This is a genomic window from Bradyrhizobium zhengyangense, assembly GCF_022012435.1.
Taxonomy (GTDB): Bacteria; Pseudomonadota; Alphaproteobacteria; order Rhizobiales; family Xanthobacteraceae; genus Bradyrhizobium; species Bradyrhizobium zhengyangense.
Genome location: NZ_JAKLUA010000008.1, coordinates 147,045 through 168,223, shown reverse-complemented (window position 1 = coordinate 168,223; position 21,179 = coordinate 147,045). Strand labels below are relative to the sequence as shown.

20 protein-coding genes are annotated in these 21,179 nt (G+C 65.0%); 13 read left to right on the top strand and 7 right to left on the bottom strand.

Going from position 1 to position 21,179, the window contains the following annotated elements; genetic code table 11:
- Positions 1 to 2: 2 nt before the first annotated feature.
- From L6637_RS24560 to L6637_RS24545, 4 genes are read left to right on the top strand one after another with little or no spacing between them, the layout of a single operon-like run.
- Positions 3 to 1,217 carry a substrate-binding protein gene (locus L6637_RS24560; RefSeq protein WP_237860121.1) on the top strand — a complete coding sequence of 405 codons (1,215 nt, stop codon included), beginning with the start codon at positions 3 to 5 and terminating at the stop codon, positions 1,215 to 1,217.
- A 6-nt stretch (positions 1,218 to 1,223) separates the two neighbouring features.
- Positions 1,224 to 2,318 carry a branched-chain amino acid ABC transporter permease gene (locus tag L6637_RS24555; RefSeq protein WP_237872229.1) on the top strand — a complete coding sequence of 365 codons (1,095 nt, stop codon included), beginning with the start codon at positions 1,224 to 1,226 and terminating at the stop codon, positions 2,316 to 2,318.
- On the top strand, positions 2,305 to 3,039 hold the full coding sequence (locus L6637_RS24550) for an ABC transporter ATP-binding protein (RefSeq protein WP_237872227.1): 735 nt from the start codon (positions 2,305 to 2,307) through the stop codon (positions 3,037 to 3,039). Before L6637_RS24555 ends, L6637_RS24550 begins: the two co-directional genes overlap by 14 nt.
- On the top strand, positions 3,032 to 3,727 hold the full coding sequence (locus L6637_RS24545) for an ABC transporter ATP-binding protein (RefSeq protein ID WP_237872225.1): 696 nt from the start codon (positions 3,032 to 3,034) through the stop codon (positions 3,725 to 3,727). The genes L6637_RS24550 and L6637_RS24545 overlap by 8 nt, the downstream gene beginning before the upstream one ends.
- A gap of 140 nt (positions 3,728 to 3,867) precedes the next feature.
- On the opposite strand, the gene L6637_RS24540 is transcribed toward L6637_RS24545, so the two are convergent.
- The 4 genes from L6637_RS24540 to L6637_RS24525 all read right to left on the bottom strand — a co-directional run bounded on the left by L6637_RS24540 (position 3,868) and on the right by L6637_RS24525 (position 8,029).
- The gene (locus L6637_RS24540; RefSeq protein WP_237872222.1) at positions 3,868 to 5,385 is read right to left on the bottom strand and encodes a L,D-transpeptidase family protein; all 1,518 of its coding nucleotides are present in this window, start codon (positions 5,383 to 5,385) and stop codon (positions 3,868 to 3,870) included.
- A 348-nt stretch (positions 5,386 to 5,733) separates the two neighbouring features.
- The gene (locus L6637_RS24535) at positions 5,734 to 6,696 is read right to left on the bottom strand and encodes an acetyl-CoA carboxylase carboxyltransferase subunit alpha (protein ID WP_128949359.1); all 963 of its coding nucleotides are present in this window, start codon (positions 6,694 to 6,696) and stop codon (positions 5,734 to 5,736) included.
- Between the two features lie 188 nt (positions 6,697 to 6,884).
- On the bottom strand, positions 6,885 to 7,865 hold the full coding sequence (gene xerD / locus L6637_RS24530; protein WP_237872220.1) for a site-specific tyrosine recombinase XerD: 981 nt from the start codon (positions 7,863 to 7,865) through the stop codon (positions 6,885 to 6,887).
- A gap of 17 nt (positions 7,866 to 7,882) precedes the next feature.
- Positions 7,883 to 8,029 carry a hypothetical protein gene (locus L6637_RS24525; protein ID WP_035669499.1) on the bottom strand — a complete coding sequence of 49 codons (147 nt, stop codon included), beginning with the start codon at positions 8,027 to 8,029 and terminating at the stop codon, positions 7,883 to 7,885.
- 171 nt (positions 8,030 to 8,200) lie between these two features.
- Here L6637_RS24525 and L6637_RS24520 point away from each other — a divergent pair, with 171 nt between their 5' ends.
- The 3 genes from L6637_RS24520 to L6637_RS24510 all read left to right on the top strand — a co-directional run bounded on the left by L6637_RS24520 (position 8,201) and on the right by L6637_RS24510 (position 11,352).
- Entirely contained in the window at positions 8,201 to 8,812 is a 612-nt protein-coding gene (locus tag L6637_RS24520) for a shikimate kinase (RefSeq protein WP_237860112.1), read from the top strand.
- A complete protein-coding gene (gene aroB, locus L6637_RS24515; RefSeq protein ID WP_237872218.1) occupies positions 8,809 to 9,957 on the top strand; it encodes a 3-dehydroquinate synthase in 1,149 nt (382 codons plus the stop codon). The genes L6637_RS24520 and aroB overlap by 4 nt, the downstream gene beginning before the upstream one ends.
- 90 nt (positions 9,958 to 10,047) lie before the next feature.
- Positions 10,048 to 11,352 (top strand): HlyC/CorC family transporter, encoded by a 1,305-nt coding sequence (locus tag L6637_RS24510; RefSeq protein WP_237860106.1) that lies wholly within the window; start codon positions 10,048 to 10,050, stop codon positions 11,350 to 11,352.
- A 117-nt stretch (positions 11,353 to 11,469) separates the two neighbouring features.
- Here L6637_RS24510 and L6637_RS24505 read toward each other — a convergent pair whose 3' ends face one another.
- Entirely contained in the window at positions 11,470 to 11,739 is a 270-nt protein-coding gene (locus L6637_RS24505; protein ID WP_237860103.1) for a BolA family protein, read from the bottom strand.
- 108 nt (positions 11,740 to 11,847) lie between these two features.
- On the opposite strand from L6637_RS24505, the gene L6637_RS24500 reads away from it, so the two are divergent.
- Positions 11,848 to 12,480, top strand: coding sequence for a J domain-containing protein (locus tag L6637_RS24500; protein ID WP_237860100.1), 633 nt, complete (start codon positions 11,848 to 11,850; stop codon positions 12,478 to 12,480).
- 94 nt (positions 12,481 to 12,574) lie between these two features.
- Here L6637_RS24500 and L6637_RS24495 read toward each other — a convergent pair whose 3' ends face one another.
- Complete coding sequence (locus L6637_RS24495) at positions 12,575 to 13,678, bottom strand: citrate synthase/methylcitrate synthase (protein ID WP_237860097.1); 1,104 nt, start codon at positions 13,676 to 13,678, stop codon at positions 12,575 to 12,577.
- A gap of 83 nt (positions 13,679 to 13,761) precedes the next feature.
- On the opposite strand from L6637_RS24495, the gene L6637_RS24490 reads away from it, so the two are divergent.
- Complete coding sequence (locus L6637_RS24490; protein WP_237872216.1) at positions 13,762 to 15,030, top strand: citrate synthase family protein; 1,269 nt, start codon at positions 13,762 to 13,764, stop codon at positions 15,028 to 15,030.
- Positions 15,031 to 15,131: 101 nt separating this feature from the next.
- On the opposite strand, the gene L6637_RS24485 is transcribed toward L6637_RS24490, so the two are convergent.
- Positions 15,132 to 15,791: a DedA family protein gene (locus L6637_RS24485; protein ID WP_237860092.1), complete on the bottom strand. Its 660-nt coding sequence runs from the start codon at positions 15,789 to 15,791 to the stop codon at positions 15,132 to 15,134.
- Positions 15,792 to 16,088: 297 nt separating this feature from the next.
- Here L6637_RS24485 and cobS point away from each other — a divergent pair, with 297 nt between their 5' ends.
- The 4 genes from cobS (at position 16,089) to L6637_RS24465 (ending at position 20,924) form a co-directional block, all read left to right on the top strand.
- Complete coding sequence (cobS, locus tag L6637_RS24480) at positions 16,089 to 17,087, top strand: cobaltochelatase subunit CobS (RefSeq protein WP_028175820.1); 999 nt, start codon at positions 16,089 to 16,091, stop codon at positions 17,085 to 17,087.
- A gap of 142 nt (positions 17,088 to 17,229) precedes the next feature.
- Complete coding sequence (cobT, locus tag L6637_RS24475; protein WP_237872213.1) at positions 17,230 to 19,134, top strand: cobaltochelatase subunit CobT; 1,905 nt, start codon at positions 17,230 to 17,232, stop codon at positions 19,132 to 19,134.
- Positions 19,131 to 20,192: an esterase-like activity of phytase family protein gene (locus L6637_RS24470; protein ID WP_237872211.1), complete on the top strand. Its 1,062-nt coding sequence runs from the start codon at positions 19,131 to 19,133 to the stop codon at positions 20,190 to 20,192. Before cobT ends, L6637_RS24470 begins: the two co-directional genes overlap by 4 nt.
- A 36-nt stretch (positions 20,193 to 20,228) precedes the next feature.
- Positions 20,229 to 20,924: a hypothetical protein gene (locus tag L6637_RS24465; protein ID WP_237872209.1), complete on the top strand. Its 696-nt coding sequence runs from the start codon at positions 20,229 to 20,231 to the stop codon at positions 20,922 to 20,924.
- The last annotated feature ends 255 nt before the right edge of the window (positions 20,925 to 21,179 follow it).

The window sequence follows — 21,179 nt, the reverse complement described above, 5'->3', positions numbered from 1 at the left end:
ATATGTTCGATCGTCAACTCTCGCGTCGCCGCTTCTTGTCCAATTTTGCCTTCGCCTCCGGTGCCGTCGCGACCGGCGTCGGCAGCTGGGTGATCCCGGCGCCCTGGGCCAATGCGGCCGAAGCTCCCATCAAGGTCGGCATCGCGACCGACCTCACCGGCCCGATCGCCTACGCCGGCAATGCCGACGCCAACGTCGCCAAGATGGTGATCAAGGACATCAACACCGCGGGCGGCCTGCTCGGCCGTCCGCTCGAGCTCTACATCGAGGACACCGCGTCGAATGAATCGGTCGCGGTCGGCAACGTGCGGAAACTGATCCAGCGCGACAAGGTCGACATGGTGCTGGGCGGCATCACCTCGTCGATGCGCAATGCGATCAAGGACCCCATCGTGGCGCGCGGCAAGACGCTCTACATCTACCCGCAGCTCTACGAAGGCAAGGAGTGCACGCCCTTTCTATTCTGCACCGGCCCGACGCCGGCGCAGCAATGCGACGAGTTCATTCCCTGGCTGATCAAGAACGGCGGCAAGAAGTTCGCGCTGCCGAGCGCCAACTATGTCTGGCCGCACACGCTCAACGTCTATGCTCGCAAGGTGATCGAATCCAACGGCGGCGAGGTCGTGTTCGAGGAATACTATCCGCTCGACCAGATCGACTTCTCCTCGACCGTCAACCGCATCATCTCCAACAAGGTCGACGTCGTCTTCAACACCGTCATCCCGCCGGGTGTCGGCCCGTTCTTCAAGCAGCTCTATGAAGCGGGCTTCCTCAAGAATGGCGGTCGTCTTGCCTGCGTCTACTATGACGAGAACACGCTCAACATCAATCAGGCCAACGAGATCGAGGGCCTTGCGAGCTGCCTCGACTATTTCAAGGTGCTGACCAAGGAGAACCCGTTCGACGCCAAGATCCAGGCGGCCTACGAGAAGGATTTCCCGGGCAACTTCCTGTTCGCCGCCGGCAGCGCGGCGACCGGCACCTATCGCGGCCTGAAGCTGTGGGAAGCTGCGGTGAAGGAGGCCGGCAAGATCGACCGCGAATCGGTCGCCGCCGCGCTCGATCACGCCAAGATTGCCGAAGGTCCGGGCGGGCCGGCCGAGATGGTGCCGGGCAAGCGGCACTGCAAGATGAAGATGTACACCGCGGTCGCCAAGGGCGGGAATTACGAGATCGTTGGACGCAGCGATGGTCTCGTCGATCCCAAGGAATGCTAAGCTCGTATGTCGAAGTCGATGAGCGCAGTGAAACAGGCGATCCCCGCCGAGCTCGGCGGGGAGACGGACGTCGCAATGACTGAACGCGTAGCGATCGCCCAGGCTGTCGCCGGTCGAAAAGTCCTGCCGGTCGTGGAGGGCGTGGTGCTCGTCGCCGCGCTGCTCGCGCCGCTGGTGCTGCAGGATTACCTCACGGTGTTCGCGACGCGCGTGGTCATCCTGGCGCTGTTCGCGCTGTCGTTTGACCTGGTCTGGGGCTATGCCGGCATCATGAGCTTCGGCCAGGCCCTGTTCTTCGGTTCGGCTGGGTATGGCGTCGCGCTGCTCGCGCGCGACCTCGACATCACCAACATCTTCCTGGTGCTGCCGGCAGGCACGCTGATCGGCCTCACCTTCGCGCTGCTGCTCGGCGGCTTTCTGCTGCTGGGCCGGCATCCCTCCAGCGTGATCTTCGTGTCACTCGGCACTCTCACGGGCTCCTACGCCGCCGACCGGCTCGCGCGCGGCTGGTATTATCTCGGCGGCCAGAACGGCATTCCCTCGATTTCATCGATGACGCTCGGCGGCTACGAATTCTCGGAAGGCCCGGCGTTCTATTACCTCGTTCTCGGCATCCTGATCGTCGTCTATCTGCTCTGCCGTTTCCTGGTGCGCTCGCAGTTTGGCCTCGCACTCGCGGGCTTGCGCGAGAACGAGCAGCGCATCGCTTTCTTCGGCTACAAGGCGCAGCACCTCAAGGCAATCATCTTCGCGATCGGCGGTGCCATCGCCGGACTTGCCGGCAGCCTCTATGCCTTCCACGAAGGCTTTGTCTGGCCCAATATGGTCGGTGTCGTCGTCTCGACGCAGGTCGTTCTTTACGTGCTGTTCGGCGGCTCCGGCACGCTGATCGGCGCCGTCATCGGCACCGTCATCGTCGAGGGTGTCAGCTTCTGGCTGTCGGACAACTACCGCGATATCTGGCCGATCATTCTCGGCGTGTTGCTGCTGCTGGTGATCCTGTTCCGGCCGCTCGGGCTGATCAGCTTTGTGCTGGGCGAGCGCGAGCGGGTCGGCAGCTTCAGTGCCAAGCGGAAGGAGAAGCGAAATGCCGCTCCTTGAAGCCGCGGGCATCTCAAAGATCTTCGGCAAGCTCACTGCGCTCGACGGCGCCGCGCTCACCGTCGGCGAGAACGAGTTTCATGGCCTGATCGGCCCGAACGGCTCCGGCAAGAGCACGTTGATGAAGTGCATCGCCGGCGCGGAAGTCCCGACGCAGGGCAAGGTGAGCTTCGTCAACACCGACATCACCGCGTTCACGCCGACCGAGCGTGCACGCGCCGGCATGAGCCTGAAATTCCAGATCACCTCAGTCCTGCCGTCGCTGACGCTGTACGACAACATCCTGCTCGCGCTGCAGGCGCAGTCCTCGCTGCTCGATCTCGTGTTCTCGCGCACGCGCGGCGCGCTGCATGATCAGGTCATGACCATGCTGACGCAATTCCGCCTTGCCGACCGCGCCTTCGACGCGGCGGCCGCGCTGTCGCACGGCCAGCAGCAATGGCTCGAGATTGCGATGGCGCTCGCGGGCAAGCCGAAACTTCTGCTGCTCGACGAGCCGACCGGCGGCATGAGCCTGGAGGAGCGCCGCGTCACCGGCGAATTGCTGCAGCCGATCAAACAGCATTGCTCGCTCGTCATCGTCGAGCACGACCTCGATTTCATCCGCGACATCTGTGATCGGTTGACCGTGCTCGACCAGGGCAAGGTGCTGGCTTCAGGCACCGTGCCGGAGATCCAGGCCAACACATCCGTCCAGGAGATTTATCTGCGCCGTGCCTGAATTTTTGGACATCAAGCATCTCGACGCCGGCTATGGCCGCAGCCAGGTCCTGTTCGACGTCAACCTCGGCATTCCCTGGCGCGGCGGCGTCGCCGTGCTCGGTCGCAACGGCGCGGGCAAGACCACGCTGATGAAGACCATCGTCGGCGAGCTGCCGGCGTGGAAGGGCGAGGTCGGCTTCGACGGCCGCGACATCAGCCGCCGCCGCCCCGAAGAGCGCGTCCGCGCCGGCATCGGCTACGTGCCGCAGGAGCACTCGGTGTTCGCGCGCCTGTCGGTGCGCGACAATCTCGCGGTCGGTTCGCTCTTCAACAAGGATGTCAGCGCGGTCGACCGCGTGCTGGCGATCTTTCCGAAGCTCGGCCAGCGCCTCGACCAACCCGCCGGCACGCTCTCCGGCGGCGAGCGCAAGATGCTCGCCATCGGCCGCGCCATGTTAGGGGATCCAAAGCTGCTGCTGCTGGACGAGCCGACCGAGGGCGTCTGGATCGGCGTGATCGAGGAGATCACCGAGCGCCTGATCGAGCTCGCCAAGAGCATCGCCGTCATCATCGTCGAGCAGCATCTCGACCTCGCGCTGCGCGTCGCCGACTACGCCTACGTGCTGGATCGCGGAAGAGTCGCGCTGCAAGGCGCAGCGGGCGAGGTGCGGGGCAATCCGGAATTGATGCGGTATCTGGCGCCGTAGGGTTGGGCGAGGCGCGCCGCTCTCGCCCAGAACTCAGTACGCCGCGGCTTATCGGTTCAAAAACTGCTGTCTCTGGAATACTGGATCGCCCGCTTTCGCGGGCGATGACGGCGGAGTTCGTTTCGAGAGCGAAGCCGCCCTTATTTCAACGCGCCAAAGCGGCTGTCGAACGAGTTGGACGACACCACGGGTGCAGCGCCGGCCATCTGGCCGCTGTCGCCCGCACCATCGTTCACCGACGGCTTCAGCGCGGGCCGCGTTGCGGCGACCTTGGTCTCCGCGGGCTTTGTCGGCTCGGCGGGCTTGGCGGCAACGGCCGGCTTATCCTTTGGGGTATCGCGATGGACGAGATGAGTCACCGCGGCCTTCAGCTTGGAGGCCGTGCTCGGCGCTGCGGGGGCCGGGGTCACGGAGGCGGTCGCTTGCGGCGGCGGCGTGGTCGCCGTGGTGTCGGCGGTGCTGAAGCCCATCTTGCGGCCGATATTGGAGAAGAAGCCGCCGGATTTTTCGGCAGGCTGAACCGAGGCGACGCGTGTGTTGGTCGCGGGCGCGCTGACGGCGACGACCGGCTCTTCCTGCGGCGCGGAGGCGGCCGGCTCGAGGTTCGGCTTCGGCGGGTTGACGGTGCCGGGGATTGTGCCCGGCGCCTTCGACATCGCCAGCATCTGCAGCGTATTGCCTTCGGCGCCTTCCGACAGGCCGGTCGAGCCTTCCGGAATCTTGGCTGCGAAGACCTTGTTCATGCCGCCGTCGATGCCGGTGTTCATGCGCGCCACCGGCGTGCCCTTGGCGACGAGCTTGTTGTACTCGGCCTCGTCGCGCTGCTCCTTCTCGCGCACGGCGCTGGCGATATCTTCGGGGATCACATAGGCCGGGCACTTGGCGGAGGCATCAAACACGGGATCGCGCTTGGCGTCGGGCGCCTTGGCCGCGTCGAACACGTACTTCTTCTCGCAGAAGTCGACCTTCGGCTCCTGCCGCGTCACCTCGAAATGATCATAGCCTTCCTTGATCATCTTCCAGAAGGCCATGTTCGGATTGTTGCGGTGCTTGGCCATGTTCACCGGCGTCATCCTGAAAGGATAGGCCTGGAACTGGAACGCCTTCTGGCCGCCGAAGAAAGATTCGCGGCCGAGCGAATAGATCTCAGCGATCTGCTCGTCCGTCATGGCGTAGCAGCCGCGTGACGAACAATCGCCATGCACCATCAACTGCGAGCCGGTGCGCCCCAAGGCGCGGTCGAACGCGTTGGGGAAGCCGGTGTTGAACGAGAGGTAATAGGCCGACTGCGGATTCATCTGGCTTGGATTGATCGAGTAGAATCCTTCCGGCGCCTGGCGGTCGCCTTCCCGCACCTTCGGTCCGAGATCGCCCGACCAGCGGCAGATCGGATAGGTCTTGAGCAGCGCGAACTGGCCTGACCGGGTCTGCTTCCAGATCTCGAGCTCGGCTTCCTGCTTGAACAGGCGGATCAGGATCGGCGAATTCAGATCCATATCTTTCTCGCCCATCGCGGCGATGAGCTTGGGCGAGACCGGCTGATTGGCCTTGGCGTTGGTCGCCAGCGACACCTGATCGGTATCGCAGCCGGCGAGCACGATACTGGCGGCAAGCGCAACCGAAGCCAAGAGCGCGCGAGCAAGCGAACGAGAATTCAAGATGGACCCCACAACGTGCCGGGCGGAAGCGCGAACCCCGATTTGTGGAGCTTGGCCTGACCGGACAGCCGGACTTTTTCAGACCAAACCCCAGCGCTTATGCCCTGAAGCCATTGATTAAAATTCTAACCTCCGCCCCTTGAGGTCGCAACCCGACCGGGGATCACGAGCCCGTTGGCGCGGCGGCGTGGTCAACAGAGACTTAAACTGGGCCGGAACTTGGACTTTGCAGTCGAACCGGTACTGAGATCGCCGATTTGGGCAAAAAAAGGGTTAATGCGGGGTTACCGGGCCACCAAACCGTCATTCCGGGTTCGATGCTGCGCATCGCCCCGGAATGACGATGAATCAGCCCAGTTTCCGGCCGATATCGAGGAATTTCTGCCGGCGCTGCTTGCGGATGGCCTCGCCGTCCATGCCGCGGAGCTCGTCGAAGGCCTTGGCGATGGCGTCTCCGGTGGTGGCGATCATGGCGGCGGGGTCGCGATGGGCGCCGCCGACCGGCTCCTTCAGGATGCTGTCGATCACCCCGAAGCGCAGCATGTCCTGGGCGGTGATCTTCATGTTGTTGGCGGCTTCCTGCGCCTTGGAGCCGTCGCGCCAGAGGATCGAGGAGGCGGCTTCCGGCGAGATCACGCTGTAGATCGCGTGCTCAAGCATCAAGACCTTGTTGGCGGTGGTGATGGCGATGGCGCCGCCCGACATGCCTTCGCCGGTGATGATGGCAACGTTCGGCACTGTCAGCGCCATGCAGGCATCGGTCGAGCGTGCGATCGCTTCAGCCTGGCCGCGCTCTTCGGCGCCGATGCCGGGATAGGCGCCGGCGGAATCGGCCAGCGACAGCACCGGCAGGCCGAACCGCTCGGCCATCTCCATCAGCCGCACGCATTTTCGATAGCCCTCGGGGCGCGCCATGCCGAAATTGTGCTTGATGCGGCTCTCGGTGGAATCGCCCTTTTCCTGGCCCATCACGCAGATGGCTTCGCCGCGGAAGCGGCCGAAGCCCGCGACCAGTGCCTCGTCCTCGCCGAACTTGCGGTCGCCGGCGAGCGGGGTGAATTCGGTGATCAGGCCCTTGATGAAGTCGTTGAAATGCGGCCGCTGCGGATGCCGCGCCACCAGCGTCTTCTGCCAGGGCGTCAGGTTTTGATAGAGGTCGGCCAGCGCCTGCGCGGCCTTGTCCTCGATCCGGCCGATCTCCTCGGCGATGTCGGTGCCGGAGGCAGCGAGCGTCCTGAGCTCATCGACCTTGGAGTCGAGCTCGGCGACGGGCTTTTCGAAGTCGAGATAGCTGCGCATCTGGTCTGGCATCGTTTCAATATAGGGGGACGGGACGACGAGGCGAAGCGAGGCTGGCTTCAGGAAAAGAAGTTTAGCTTCTTCAAGGGGTTGACCTGTGCGCTCTCGGGAGCGCGCCAAATCAAGGATAAGGCCACGGCTCTTTCTGCGGAGATGTGGCCGAAGTCAAGGCGGATTAGCCCGCCGCGGAGCGGTGGCGGCTACTTCTCCGCCAGCGGATGCAGGTCGCGCACCAGGCTCTTCAGCCGTTCCTCGACCACGTGGGTGTAGATCTGGGTGGTCGAGATGTCGGTATGGCCAAGCAGGGTCTGCACGATGCGCAAGTCGGCGCCGTTGTGCAGCAGGTGGCTCGCGAACGCGTGCCGCAGCACGTGCGGAGAGACCAGCCGTGCTTGCAGTCCCGAAGCGACCGCGAGCTCCTTGAGGTCGCGGGCGAAATGCTGCCGCGTCAGATGCCCGCTCTCGCCGAAGGAGGGAAACAGCCATTTCGTAGCGGCGAGGCTGCCCTTCTTCTCGCCCTTGGAGGCTTCCGTCGCACCGAGATAATCCGCCATCGCCTGCCGCGAGGCCTCGTTGAGCGGCACCAACCGTTCCTTGTCGCCCTTGCCGCGCACCACGATCATGCGGGCGTCGCGCTTGGCCGCCGTGCGTGGCAGCGACACCAGCTCGGAGACGCGCAGGCCCGTGGCGTAGAGCACCTCGAGCAGACAATAGAGCCGCAACGCCCGCAGCCGCTGCGAGGGCGAAGCGTCCGCCGCCTCGCTCATCTCCTTGGCGCGGCGGAGCATGCGGTCGACATCCGAGATCGACAGCACCTTCGGCAGGCCGCGGCCGCGCTTGGGGCCAGACAGGATCGCCGCGGGATCTTCGGTTCGGATGCGCTCGTTCAGCAGGAAGCGGAACAGGTGCCGCATCGCCGACAGCCGCCGCGCGACGCTGGAGGATTTGAAGCCGCGCGCATCGAGGTCGCCGAGATAATCGCGCAACGTCTGCGTCTCGGCGTCCACAAAGCTGTGGCCAGCTCGGGTCAGAAACTCGGAAAAATCGGTGAGGTCGCGCCTGTAAGCATCGAGCGTGTTGGGCCCGGCACCCTGTTCCGCCGCGAGCATGTCGAGGAACAGGCCGGTGAGCTTGGCGTCGGAGGGCTTGACGTTGGAGGGCTTGGCGGAGGATTTGCGCATGCCCTTCAGGCTAGCTCCTATTTCTTGAGAAACTTATCCGGCGGGATCGTCACCGTCATTTCCCGCGGCTTCGGATTGACGAAGTTGGCCAGCGCGAACACCACGCCATAGACGATGCCGGCGATCACGGCGACGACCGTCAGGAAGCGGAACAGGCTGGGCATCGGGCAAGGTCTCGATACGGGTCTTGAACGGGCAAATTAACCAATGAAATCATCCAACATGTTCGCCGGGTCATAGCAAGAGTCCTCTGGCGAGGGCCCCGAGGGGGTCGTATAGGTGGCCGGGATGCCCGCCTTTGGCGGCAGTTTGAGCGAGATCCAATCGAGCCAATAATGTCCGACGCCGAGTTGCCAGTACAAGCGAGCCCTGAGGCCGACATCCTGTCGGCACTGGGCGGGCGTTCGATCGTGCTGGTCGGCATGATGGGCGTCGGCAAATCGACCATCGGTCGCCGCCTGGCGGCGCGGCTCAAGCTCACTTTTGTCGATGCGGATACCGAGATCGAGGCGGCGGCCGGCATGACCATACCGGAGATTTTCGAGCGCCACGGCGAGCAGCATTTCCGCGACGGCGAAGCGCGGGTGATCGCGCGCCTGCTGGAGGGCGGGCCGCTGGTGCTGGCGACCGGCGGCGGCGCCTTCATGCGCGAGGAGACGCGGAGCCGCATCGCGGCGAAGGCGATCTCGATCTGGCTCAGGGCGGACCATGACGTCATCATGCGGCGGGTGCGCCGCCGCGCGGACCGTCCGCTGCTGCAGACCCCCGATCCCGAAGGCACCGTGACGCGCCTGCTCACCGAGCGCGAGCCTGTTTACGGCAAGGCCGACCTCACCATCGCCTCGCGTGAGGTGCCGCATGACAAGATCGTCGAGGAATGCATCGAGACGCTGCACGCGTATCTCTGTGGTCCACCATCAGCCGATATCGCGAGTGCCGTTCGATGACCGCGCCTTTGAAACATTCCGATCCCGTCAATGTCGACGTCGCGCTCGGCGATCGCGCCTATGACATCGTCATCGGCCGCGGCGTGCTGTCTTCGCTCGGTGAGCGGGTCGCGGCTTTGCGTCCCGGTGTGCGCACGGCCATCGTCACCGACCGCACTGTCGCAAAATACTGGCTCGAGCCCACGGAAGCCTCGCTCGCCGCCGCCGGCATTCCGACCTCGCACGTCATCGTCGAGGAAGGCGAGATCTCCAAGACCTATGCCGGCCTGGAAAAAGTCAGCGAAGCCCTGATCGCCGCCAAGATCGAGCGCAACGATCTCGTCATCGCGCTCGGCGGCGGCGTCGTCGGCGATCTCGCCGGCTTTGCCGCTGCGATCCTGCGCCGTGGCGTCGATTTCGTGCAGGTGCCGACCTCGCTGCTGGCGCAGGTCGATTCCTCCGTCGGCGGCAAGACCGGCATCAACTCGCCGCAGGGCAAGAATTTGCTCGGCGCCTTCCACCAGCCGGTGCTTGTCATCGCCGACACGGCCGTGCTCGACACGCTGTCGCCGCGGCAATTCCGCGCCGGCTATGCCGAGGTCGCAAAATACGGCGTTCTTGGCGACGAGGCCTTCTTCACCTGGCTGGAGAAGAATCACGCTGACATCTTCAAGGGCGGCTCCGCGCGCGAGCATGCGATCGCGACCTCCTGCCGCGCCAAGGCCGGCGTCGTTTCGCGTGACGAGCGCGAGACCGGCGAGCGCGCGCTGCTCAATCTCGGTCACACTTTCGGCCACGCGCTGGAGGCCGCGACGGGTTTTTCCGACCGCCTGTTCCACGGCGAGGGCGTTGCGATCGGCATGACGCTGGCGGCGCAGTTCTCGGCCAGGCTCGGCATGATCGGCGAGGCTGATGCGGCCCGCGTCGAACGCCACCTGATCGAAGCCGGCTTGCCGACGCGCTTGCAGGACATCGCCGGCTTTGCGCAGGAGGGGCTCGCCGATGCCGACGCGCTGATGGCGCTGATGGCGCAGGACAAGAAGGTCAAGCGCGGCAGGCTCACCTTCATCCTGCTGCAGGCCGTCGGGCGCGCCGTCATTGCCAAGGACGTCGAGCCGACCCCGGTGCGCGACTTCCTGAAGGACAAGCTCGCGCAAAAGGCTTGATGCGCGGCGGAACGATCAAAGCGTTTTCGAGCGAAGTGGATACGGGTTCGCGTCAAGAAAACGCGTCAAAAGAAGAGCTTTGAGAGTCTCATGGATTGGCTCGGCTTCACCATCGTCATCATCTGCCTGCTGGTCTCGGGCTTCTTTGCCGCGAGCGAGACCGCGCTGACCGGCGCCTCGCGCGCCAGCATGCTGCGGCTCTCCAAGCAGGGCAATCGCGACGCCGACGTGGTCTCGCGGCTGCTCGACATGCGCGAGCGCCTGATCGGCGCGCTGCTGCTCGGCAACAACATCGCCAATATCACCGCCTCGGCGCTTGCGACCTCCATCTTCACCGCCTGGTTCGGCGATGTCGGCGTGCTCTATGCCACCGGCGTGATGACGGCGCTGGTCGTGATCTTCGCCGAAGTGCTGCCCAAGACCATCGCCATCAATGCGCCGGACCGCATGGCGCTCGCGGTCGCGCGCCCGATGCGGCTGACGATGTATGTGCTGGGTCCGTTGCTGCGGGTCGTCGAAATCATCGTGCGCATGTTGATGCGCGGCTTCGGCCTCGCCGGCGAGCATCAGGCGATCCTGTCGCCGACCGAGCGCCTGCGCGGTGCGGTCGACCTGTTGCATCACGAGGGCAAGGTCGAGAAGCAGGACCGCGACATGCTCGGCGGCCTGCTGGATTTGCGCGAGCTCCAGGTCTCCGACGTCATGATCCATCGCACCGAGATGATGATGATCAACGCCGATCTGCCGCCGGAGGAGCTGGTGCGTGAGGTGCTGGCGACCGAATACACCCGCATCCCGCTCTGGCGCGAGAAGCCGGAAAACATCATCGGCGTGCTCCACGCCAAGGATCTCCTGCGCGCGATCCGCGCCTCCGACGGCGACACTTCGCGCATCGACGTCTCCACCATCGCGCTGCCGCCCTGGTTCGTGCCGGAGATGCGCCCCGTGTCCGAGCAGCTCAAGGCATTCCGCCGCCGCAAGACCCATTTCGCGCTCGTCGTCGACGAATATGGCGAAGTCGAAGGTCTCGTGACGCTGGAAGACATTCTGGAAGAGATCGTCGGCGACATCTCAGACGAGCACGACGTCGTCGTCGCCGGCGTGCGCGCCCAGCCGGACGGCTCCGTCGTGGTCGACGGATCGGTGCCGATCCGTGACCTCAACCGTGCCATGGACTGGCGCCTGCCGGATGGCGAGGCAACCACGGTCGCAGGCCTCGTCATTCACGAGGCGCGCTCGATCCCCGACCGTGGCCAGAGTTTTACGTTCCACGGCTTCCGCTTCCGCGTGCTCCGCCGCGAACGCAACCGCATCACCGCGCTCCGTATTTCACCGGTCCCGCGCGAGGCCGAGATGGAAGAGGCAAAGCCGAGACGGGCGGGGACGTCGTTCTGATGCATGGTCGGTGTCATCGCCCGCGAAAGCGGGCGATCCAGTACGCCGCGGCAGCTCGATTCTAGCCGCGCCGTCTCGGAGTACTGGATGCCCCGCTTTCGCGGGGCATGACAGCGGTTAGCCTTCCCCCGGCGCCTGCGCGTGGATCGCCAGCGCATGCACGCCGCCGGAAAGTTCCGCAGCCAGCGCCGCATTTATCATGCGATGACGGTCGACCCGGCTCTTCCCTTTGAAGGCTCCAGACACAATATAAACGCGAAAGTGCGTCTCGCCACTCGGCCGATGGCCGGCATGGCCCTCATGCAAATGTGACTCGTCGACGACTTGCAGGCTTTCCGGCGTGAAAGCTTCCTGCAACTTGTTGCTGATAATGTCGCTCATAGCCATGTGTGTGTGCCATTCAGGTGCAGAGACGCACTCCGTTATTTGCCGGGTTCGCAGCTAATTGCAATGTCAAGACTTGAAGGTTTTTGCATTGCGTAGTCAAAGTCAGCCATGCCGATCGATTCATCAAAGTTCTTCGACTCCATCCGCGTGAAGCCGCGGGGCAAGCAGGCCGAAGTGAAGCCGCGCGACACCGCGGTCGGTTGCGAGTGGGCCGGGTGTCAGAACAAGGGCGCGCACCGCGCGCCGAAGGGTCGTGATAACCAGCGCGAGTACTGGCACTTCTGCTTGGACCACGTCCGCGAGTACAATCAGAACTACAATTTCTTCTCCGGCATGAATGCCGACGCCGTCGCGCGCTATCAGAAGGATGCGCTGACCGGCCATCGCCCGACCTGGAAGATGGGCGCCAATGGCGGCAAGAAGGGCGCGGAAGCCGAGATCGATATGGCGTCCGATCCGTTCAGCATGTTCAGCGAGATCAACGGCCGCGCCAACTGGCGCAAGGGGCCGGAGGCCGAGCCGAAGGCCGAAACGCGCAAGGTCATGAATGCCGAGCGCAAGGCGCTCCAGGTCATGGGCCTCGGCCCGAATTCCAAGCTCGCCGACGTCAAGGCCAAGTACAAGGCCCTGGTCAAGCAGCACCACCCCGACGCCAATGGCGGCGACCGCTCCACCGAGGATCGCCTGATCGAGATCATCAAGGCGTATAATTATCTCAAGACGGTGGTGCGGGAGGCCTGAGCCTCCCGGCATTCTCTGGCGTCGTCCCGGCTTTCGCCCCATGGAATCTACGATTTCGGAATGCTGAGCGCCATCGCGTCTCAGCCATCCGTCATCACGCCACAAACGCCTCCGGCATTGCCCCCACATAAGACGAGCTCGGCCGGATCAACCGTCCCGTCCGCTGCTGCTCGCGTGCATGGGCGGTCCACCCTGCCGCGCGCGCCACCGCGAAGATCGGCGTGAAGGCCTGCCGCGGGATTGCCAGCGCATCGAGCAGGATCGCGGTGAAGAACTCCACATTGGTCTCCAGAGGCCGCTCCGGGTTCTTCTTGCGCAGCGCTGCGCGGATATAGGCTTCGACCTCGCCGGCAAACGGCAGATCGGTGCCGTTGGAGGCGAGCGCCTCGACCGCGGTCTTCAGCACATCCGCGCGCGGATCTCGCACGCGATAGACGCGGTGACCGAAACCCATCATCCGCTCGCCGCGCGCCAGCGCGGCATCGACCCAGGGCTGGATGCGCTCGCGCGTGCCGATCGCATCCAGCATTTCCAGCACCGGCTCCGGTGCGCCGCCGTGCAGCGGACCGGTCAGCGCGCAGTAGCCGGCGGTGACGGCCGCGAACAGATTGGCTTGCGTTGAGGCCACGACGCGCGCGGTGAAGGTCGAGGCGTTCATGCCGTGGTCGCTGGCGGTGACGAGATAAGCATCCAGCGCAGTCACCTCGCGAGCCGCGGGCGAGCGTCCATGCAGCATGCGCAACGTGTCGGCGGCGTGGCTGACGGTCGGATCAGGCGCGATCGGCTCCAATCCCTTGGCGCGCCGGACCAGCGCGCCCGCGATCACCGGGAAGGCGCCGACGATGGTCGCCTCGTGCTCGAGCCCGTGCTCGGCGCGCAAGCCGGCGACCGCCGCACGAAAACCGTCGATGATGCCCATGCCGCGCGTTGCCGGCAGCAATTCGTCCAGCCGCGCGAATGCCCGCTCGCGCGCCGCGCCGAGGCTCGCCCGGACATTGGCTTCGGTGAGGGTGGTCTTGCTCGCGCCGTTCCAGAGCCGGGCGGTGACGCCCTCGAAGCTCGAGACGGCGGCGAGGCGGCCGACATGCTCGCCGGCGATGATCAACTCACCGCGCTCGCCGTCGACGTGGCTCAGCACGGTTTCGGCCGCGGGGACGCCGTCCAGACCGATCTGGCTTTTGGTGAGGTGGATGTTCATGGACCAAATCTCCTTTTTTGCACTGCACCAGAAGAAAATCGGCCCTCTCGACAGATTGATCAATCTTGATTACATAAATCAATATGAATATTTCCGAAGAGCTCTACCTCTCTGCCCGGGAAGCCGCCGCCGAGCTCGCGATCTCACCGGCCACCCTCTACGCCTATGTCAGCCGCGGCCTGATCCGCTCCGAGCCGACGCCGGACTCGCGCAAGAACCGCTATCGCGCCGAGGACGTGCGCGCCCTGAAGGAGCGCCGGGTGCCATCGCCGGAGCCGCGCGGCCTGCGCAGCTTCGACGCGGACCTGCCTGTCATGGACACGGAGATCTCGACCATCACGGAGGAGGGCGCGATCTATCGCGGTGTGAACTGCATCGATCTCGCCGAGAACGACACGCTGGAGCACACCGCAACGCTGCTATGGGATGTCTCCGACGTCGATCCCTTCGCTCCTGACAATCAGCCAAAGATCTCCGACGAGATGCGCGCGATCGCGCAAGCCGCGCGCCGCGCCGCGCCGATCGACCGCGCCATTGCCGTGCTCGCGCTCGCGACCGGCGCCGATTCCCGTGCCTTCACCCGCGCACCCGATGGCCGCGCGCTGGTCGGCGCGCGCATCGTTCGGCTCCTTGTTGCCACGATGCTGAATTCCGAGCCGTCATCCGATCCGCTGCATCAGCAGATCGCGCGCGCCTGGGCGCCCGACAACAAGCACGCGCCTGATTTGATCCGCCGCGCGCTGGTACTGCTCGCCGACCACGAATTGAACGCGTCGACCTTCACCGCGCGTTGCGCAGCCTCGACCGGACTCAATCTCTACGATGCCGTGATCGCCGGTCTCGCTGCGCTGAAAGGCCCGAAGCACGGCGGCGCCGGCGTGCTGGCCTCGCAGCTCGTCAAGACGCTGGTCGACCGCGATGTCGAGCCGATGGTGCGCGAGCGCGTGGCGCTCGGCGAGCGCTTTCCGGGCTTCGGCCACGGCGTCTACAAGCGCGGCGATCCCCGCGCGCAATCGCTGCTGAACGCGCTGGCCCGCGCCGGCGCGCCGCGCAAATTCACCAAAGAGGTGCCCGAGCGGATCGCGGAGGCGACCGGCGAGTTCGTCAATATCGACTATGTGCTGGCTGTGCTCGTCCACGCGCTGCGCCTGCCTGCAGGCAGCGAGCTCGCATTGTTCGCCATGGCCCGCAGCGTCGGCTGGATCGCCCATGCCAGCGAGCAATTGCAGTTCGGCAAGTTGATCAGGCCGCGGGCGAGGTATGTGGGACCGGCGCCGGGGCGGCGGACGACAAATCCAGGGGCCGTCGTCCCGGACCAGCGAGCAAAGCGAGCGCCCATTCAGGACCCATAGTCCCAGGGTGGTTTGGCGAAGGCTCGGGATTGCCAATTTCGCCACACCATTCCCGGGAGCAATGAAGCCTGGTCTTCGCCACGACGACGGATGTGGGCGCCTTACCCCCGCGCCTTCGCTGCCGCCACGCCGCCACCGTGCCTTCTCCGGATGGTCCAGATCGCCAATCCCACCACGATCGCAACACCGATCACGCTGAACATCCAGATGTGCTTGCCGATATGCTCATGGTGCGGCAGCCCGGCATATTCATGCAGGGCCGACACCGCCAGTACACCCGGCAGCACATGGGCGGGCGCCCAGACCAGGATCGCCGGGATATTGACCGCGTAGAATTTCGCCGGCGTCATCCCGAGCGCACCGGCTGTGATGGGTACGAAGGCGCGGATCGGCGGCACGAAGCGGGCGAAGAACACCGCCCAGGTGCCGAAGCGATGGAAGAAGGTCTCGCTCTCCTCGACCACACGCGGATATCTGGTCAGCGGCCAGGTGTTGAGGATCCCGCGCTGCTGCCGGTGCCCGATCCAGTAGGCCGAACCGTCGCCGATCACGGCGCCGACGGCCGCCGCGAGCAGCACCCATTGCAGTTTCAACTCGCCGCCCGGGATGAGGGCGCTCAGAGCCAGGATGATGGTCGAGCCCGGGATGACCGATCCCACCACCGGGACAGCTTCGAGAAGCGCCGCCAGGAACAGGGTCAGATAGGCCAGCCACGCGTGGACTGAGACGAAGGATATCAGCGGATCAAGGAAAGAAGTCACGAGGTCTCTGTAGCGGGCTGGAGCATTCGGGTTCAGACCCTTACACAAGTAAGCAGAGGCGACGAAAGTGCCATTCGCTTGGGCAGGGCGCCTGCCCGGCGCGAAATTTGGGCGAGATTTGCATTGCAGCCTTCCAAAAATCGCGTTCCTTGCCTATCTAAATGAAAAGACAACGGAACTTTGATTGTGGGGCGGGCTTCTGCCGGCACGTTGTCTCTGATAGGTTCGCAGCCGCACCCAGCCGCAGCCAACGTGCAAATAACTGGTCTCGGGATCGCCCGGGACCTCGGAGGATTGATGACGACCGCCGCGATGTCCAAAGTTGAGGAAGTTTCCGGTTTGCCCGACATGAAGGTGTCGGTGCGCCAGGTGTTCGGGATCGACAGTGATCTCGAAGTGCCGGCCTATTCCGAAGTCGATCCTCACGTTCCTGAAGTCGATTCCGACTACCGTTTCGACCGCGCCACCACGCTTGCCATTCTCGCCGGCTTCGCTCGCAACCGCCGCGTGATGGTCACCGGCTATCACGGCACCGGCAAATCCACCCATATCGAGCAGGTCGCCGCCCGCCTGAACTGGCCCTGCGTGCGCGTCAACCTCGACAGCCACATCAGTCGTATCGATCTCGTCGGTAAGGACTCCATCGTGGTCCGTGACGGCAAGCAGGTCACCGAGTTCCGCGACGGCATCCTGCCCTGGGCGCTGCAGCACAACGTCGCGCTGGTGTTCGACGAATACGACGCCGGCCGCCCGGACGTGATGTTCGTGATCCAGCGCGTGCTCGAAGTCTCCGGCCGCCTGACGCTGCTCGACCAAAACAAGGTGATCAAGCCGCACCCGTCGTTCCGCCTGTTTGCGACCGCCAACACGGTCGGCCTCGGCGACACTTCGGGCCTCTATCACGGCACCCAGCAGATCAACCAGGGCCAGATGGACCGCTGGTCGATCGTCACCACGCTGAATTACCTTAGCCACGACGAGGAAGTGGAGATCGTGCTGGCGAAGGCCAAGCACTATCGCACCCAGGAGGGCCGCGACATCGTCAACAAGATGGTTCGCCTCGCGGATCTCACCCGCAACGCCTTCGCCAATGGCGATCTGTCGACGGTGATGAGCCCGCGCACAGTGATCACATGGGCCGAGAACGCCGATATCTTCGGCGATATCGGTTTCGCCTTCCGCGTGACCTTCCTGAACAAGTGCGACGAGCTCGAGCGTCCCCTGGTCGCCGAGTTCTACCAGCGCTGCTTCAACGCGGAACTGCCGGAATCGGCCGTCAACGTGGCGCTCAGCTGATATCTCTCGCGGCATGTCGTCCCGAAGGCCGGGACCCATACCGCGAGGTCTCTCGATGAAGCGATGCTGATAGTTTTCCCTGACGCACCAACCGTCGGTGGCTATGGGTCCCGGCCTTCGCCGGGACGACGGTGAGATCGAGATGAGCACGCCCTCCAACTCCAAATTCCGCAACACCAAGGAAGCGCCGACCGAGCCGTTCAAGCGTTCGGTCGCGTCCTGCCTGAAGGCGATCGCGAAGTCGCCCGAGCTCGACGTCTCCTTCGCGGCCGAGCGTCCGGGCCTTGCGCCGGGCAAGGCGCGGCTGCCGGAGCCGGCGCGCAAGATGACCAAGCGCGATGCTGCGATCGTGCGCGGCCACGCCGATTCCATCGCGCTCAAGATCGCCTGTCACGACGCCAAGCTGCATCGCAAGCTGATGCCGGGCAATCCGCAGGCACGCGGCGTGTTCGAGGCGGTGGAGCAGGCCAGGGTCGAGGCCATCGGTGCGCGCCGCATGGCGGGCGTTGCCAAGAATCTCACCGCGATGCTCGATGACCATTTCCATCGCGGCAAGTTCGACGAGATCACCGACCGTGCCGATGCACCGCTCGCCGATGCCTTGGCGATGCTGGTGCGCGAGCGCCTGACGGGCCTGGCGCCGCCCACGGCCGCAAAGAAGATGGTCGATCTCTGGCGTCCGATTCTCGAAGACAAGATCGGCAAGCGGCTCGACCGGCTCGATGGCGTGGTCGAGGACCAGACCAAGTTCGGCGATGCCGTGCATGATTTGCTGACCGCGCTCGAGCTCGGCGACGAGCGCAGCGCCGACAGTGAGGACAACGAAGACGACGACGAGAACCAGGACGGCGACAACGATCAGTCCGGCGCCGAGGGCTCGCCCGATTCCGACGCCGCGCAGGAGATGAGCGCCGACCAGGCGCAGGCCTCATCCGAGGAGATGAGCGAGAGCGCGATGGAAAGCGCGCAGGCCTCGACCTCTGACACCTTCGACGACGGCGAGCTTGGCGACGACGAGACGCCCGGCGAGGCGACGCGTCCGAACCAGCACGGCAAGAACGAGCCGCGCGGGCCGGAATATCACGCCTTCGCGCCGAAATTCGACGAGGTCATCGCCGCCGAGGACCTCTGCGACCATGACGAGCTGGAGCGCCTGCGCGCCTATCTCGACAAGCAGCTCGCGCATCTGCAGGGCATCGTCGCCCGCCTCGCCAACCGCCTCCAGAGGCGTTTGATGGCGCAGCAGAACCGCGCCTGGGAGTTCGACCTCGAAGAGGGCATCCTCGATCCCGCGCGCCTGTCGCGCGTGGTGACCGATCCCTATCATCCGCTGTCCTTCATGCACGAGAAGGAGGCGACGTTCCGCGATACGGTCGTGACGCTGCTGCTCGACAATTCCGGCTCGATGCGCGGACGCCCGATCACGGTCGCCGCCACCTGCGCCGACATCCTCGCGCGCACGCTGGAGCGTTGCGGCGTCAAGGTCGAGATTCTGGGCTTCACCACGCGCGCCTGGAAGGGCGGGCAATCGCGTGAAGCGTGGCTAGCCGCCGGCAAGCCGGCCAATCCCGGCCGTCTCAACGATCTCCGCCACATCATCTACAAATCCGCCGATGCCCCTTGGCGCCGTGCGCGCAAGAATCTCGGCCTGATGATGCGCGAGGGGCTGCTGAAGGAGAACATCGACGGCGAGGCGCTGGACTGGGCGCACAAGCGCCTGCTCGGCCGGCCCGAGCAGCGCAAGATCCTGATGATGATCTCGGACGGCGCGCCGGTCGACGATTCCACGCTGTCGGTCAATCCCGGCAATTATCTCGAGCGGCATCTGCGCCACATCATCGAGGAGATCGAGACCCGCTCTCCGGTCGAGCTGATCGCGATCGGCATCGGCCATGACGTGACGCGCTACTACCGCCGCGCGGTGACGATCGTGGACGCCGAAGAACTCGGCGGTGCCATCACCGAAAAGCTCGCCGAGCTCTTCAGCGAGACCAACACCGCGCCCACCCAGCCGGCCGGTCGCCCGCGACGCAAATTGCATTCGTGAGCACACATCGATCCCGCCGCAGCTTTATAGGCCACGCGGCGGCGGGATTTTCCACTCTCGCATCATCCCGTCTCGTGCAGGCGCAGGCCGTGCCCAAGCCGGCGCAGCCCGAGCACGCCGTCGACGCGCCCGTCAGCATCGAAGTCAACGCGCGGCCGATTCCCAGTTTCGAACCGCGCGATCGCGCGCGCGTGCGCTTCGGCTCGTTGCAATATCGCAGTGGCTTGGTGCTGACCTCGCCGCATCGCGGCTTCGGCGGCCTCTCAGGCTTTCGCTTCCTCGATGACAAGGGCGAGCGCTTCCTCGCGCTCTCGGATCAAGGCACCTGGTTCACCGGCGCCGTCCGCTATGACGGCAGCAAGATGGCCGGGCTCGACGGCGTCGAGGCCGCGCCGATGCTCAACGCCGAGGGGCGGCCGATTACGGAGAAGCGGCTCTGGTACGACACCGAGTCGCTCGCGCGCGACGGCTCGCTCGTCTATGTCGGGCTGGAGCGCGTCAACCAGATCATGCGCTTCGACTTCGCCAAGGGCGGCACGCGCGCCCGCGGCGAGGTGATCGCCTCGCCGGCTGCGATCCGCAAGCTGCCGGTCAACAAGGGGCTCGAGGCTTTGGTGTTCGTGCCGAAAGGCCAACCACTTGCCGGCACGCTGATTGCGTTCTCCGAGCGCGGGCTGGATGCCGACGGCAACCTGGTCGCCTTCCTGATCGGCGGCCCGTCGCCCGGCCAGTTCGCCGTGCGCCGCACCGACAAGTTCGACATCAGCGACGCCGTGCTGCTAGCCTCCGGTGAGGTCCTGATCCTCGAGCGCAAATTCTCCTGGTTCACCGGCATCGACATCCGCATCCGCGCGATCCCCCTGAAATCGATCGCGCCGGGCGCGCTGGTCGACGGCGGCGAGCTGTTTCGCGCCGATCTCGGCCATGAGGTCGACAACATGGAAGGCATCGACGCTCACGTCACGGCCGATGGCGAGACCGTGCTGACCATGGTGTCGGACGACAATTTCTCCATGCTCCAGCGCACGCTGCTGCTGCAATTCACGCTGGTGGAGTAGGTTGAACGTCGGCGGCCCCTTCGCCGACATACAATCATGCCCCACCGCCGCGCCGTCATCGCCATGCTTCTCGCCCTAGCCGCATCGCCGGCTTTGGCGACATCAGAGCATCAATACGGCAAGAATGAATACGCCATCATCCTCGGCGGCAAGGCGCCGAACGGAAAGTTGTCCGTTGCCGCCCATGGCGGCGGCGAATCCGGCAGCGACGGTTTTCGCATCTACCTGATGGCGGAGCCGGCGCATCGCAAGCTGATGACGCTCGACGACATCAACGACGACAACATCCTCGACAGCGCGCCGGATGCCTTCCACGCGGCGTGGTCGGCGGATTCGCGCGACGTCGCGGTGTCGTTCCGCAGCGAGCGCCACATCGTCACGCTGAACATCTATTCGGTCGACGGCGCGCGCGCGAAGCTGCTCGACGGCCCTGATCTGTTCCGCGACGTCACCGGCCGCACAGTCGATCGCGTCAACGATGCCGACATGCGCACCTCAGTGCCTGTTTTCACCTGGGCGGCCCCGCGTCGCTTCCATCTCACCGACTTCCGCGTCTTCACGGCCGACGACACCGCGCTCGCCGACAAGCTCGGCCCGCTCGGCAAGGCCAGCAAGCGCGACGGCGGCGGCAACACGATCCAGTTTTCCGCGCAGGCGGACGGCGAGATCCTGCCCAACGGCAGGATCCGCATGGGCAAGCCGATTCCGGGGAAGTTCGAGGATTTGCCGTAGCGTGATGGGGCGGGCGTAGGCCGCGCCACAAACTCCGCCGTCGTCCCGGGGCGCGCAGCGAGCCCGGGACCCATACGCCGCAGCAGGAGTTTTGCGAAGACTCGGAGTGACCAGCCTTCGCCAAACCCAATCCTGTGGTTATGGATCCCTGGCTCACGCGTCGCGTGCCCCGGGATGACAGCGGGGTTCTTGGCACCGCCCCCGCAATGCATGGCCCCGCCACCCGCCATGCCGCCCGCGCATCTCGCAATTCGC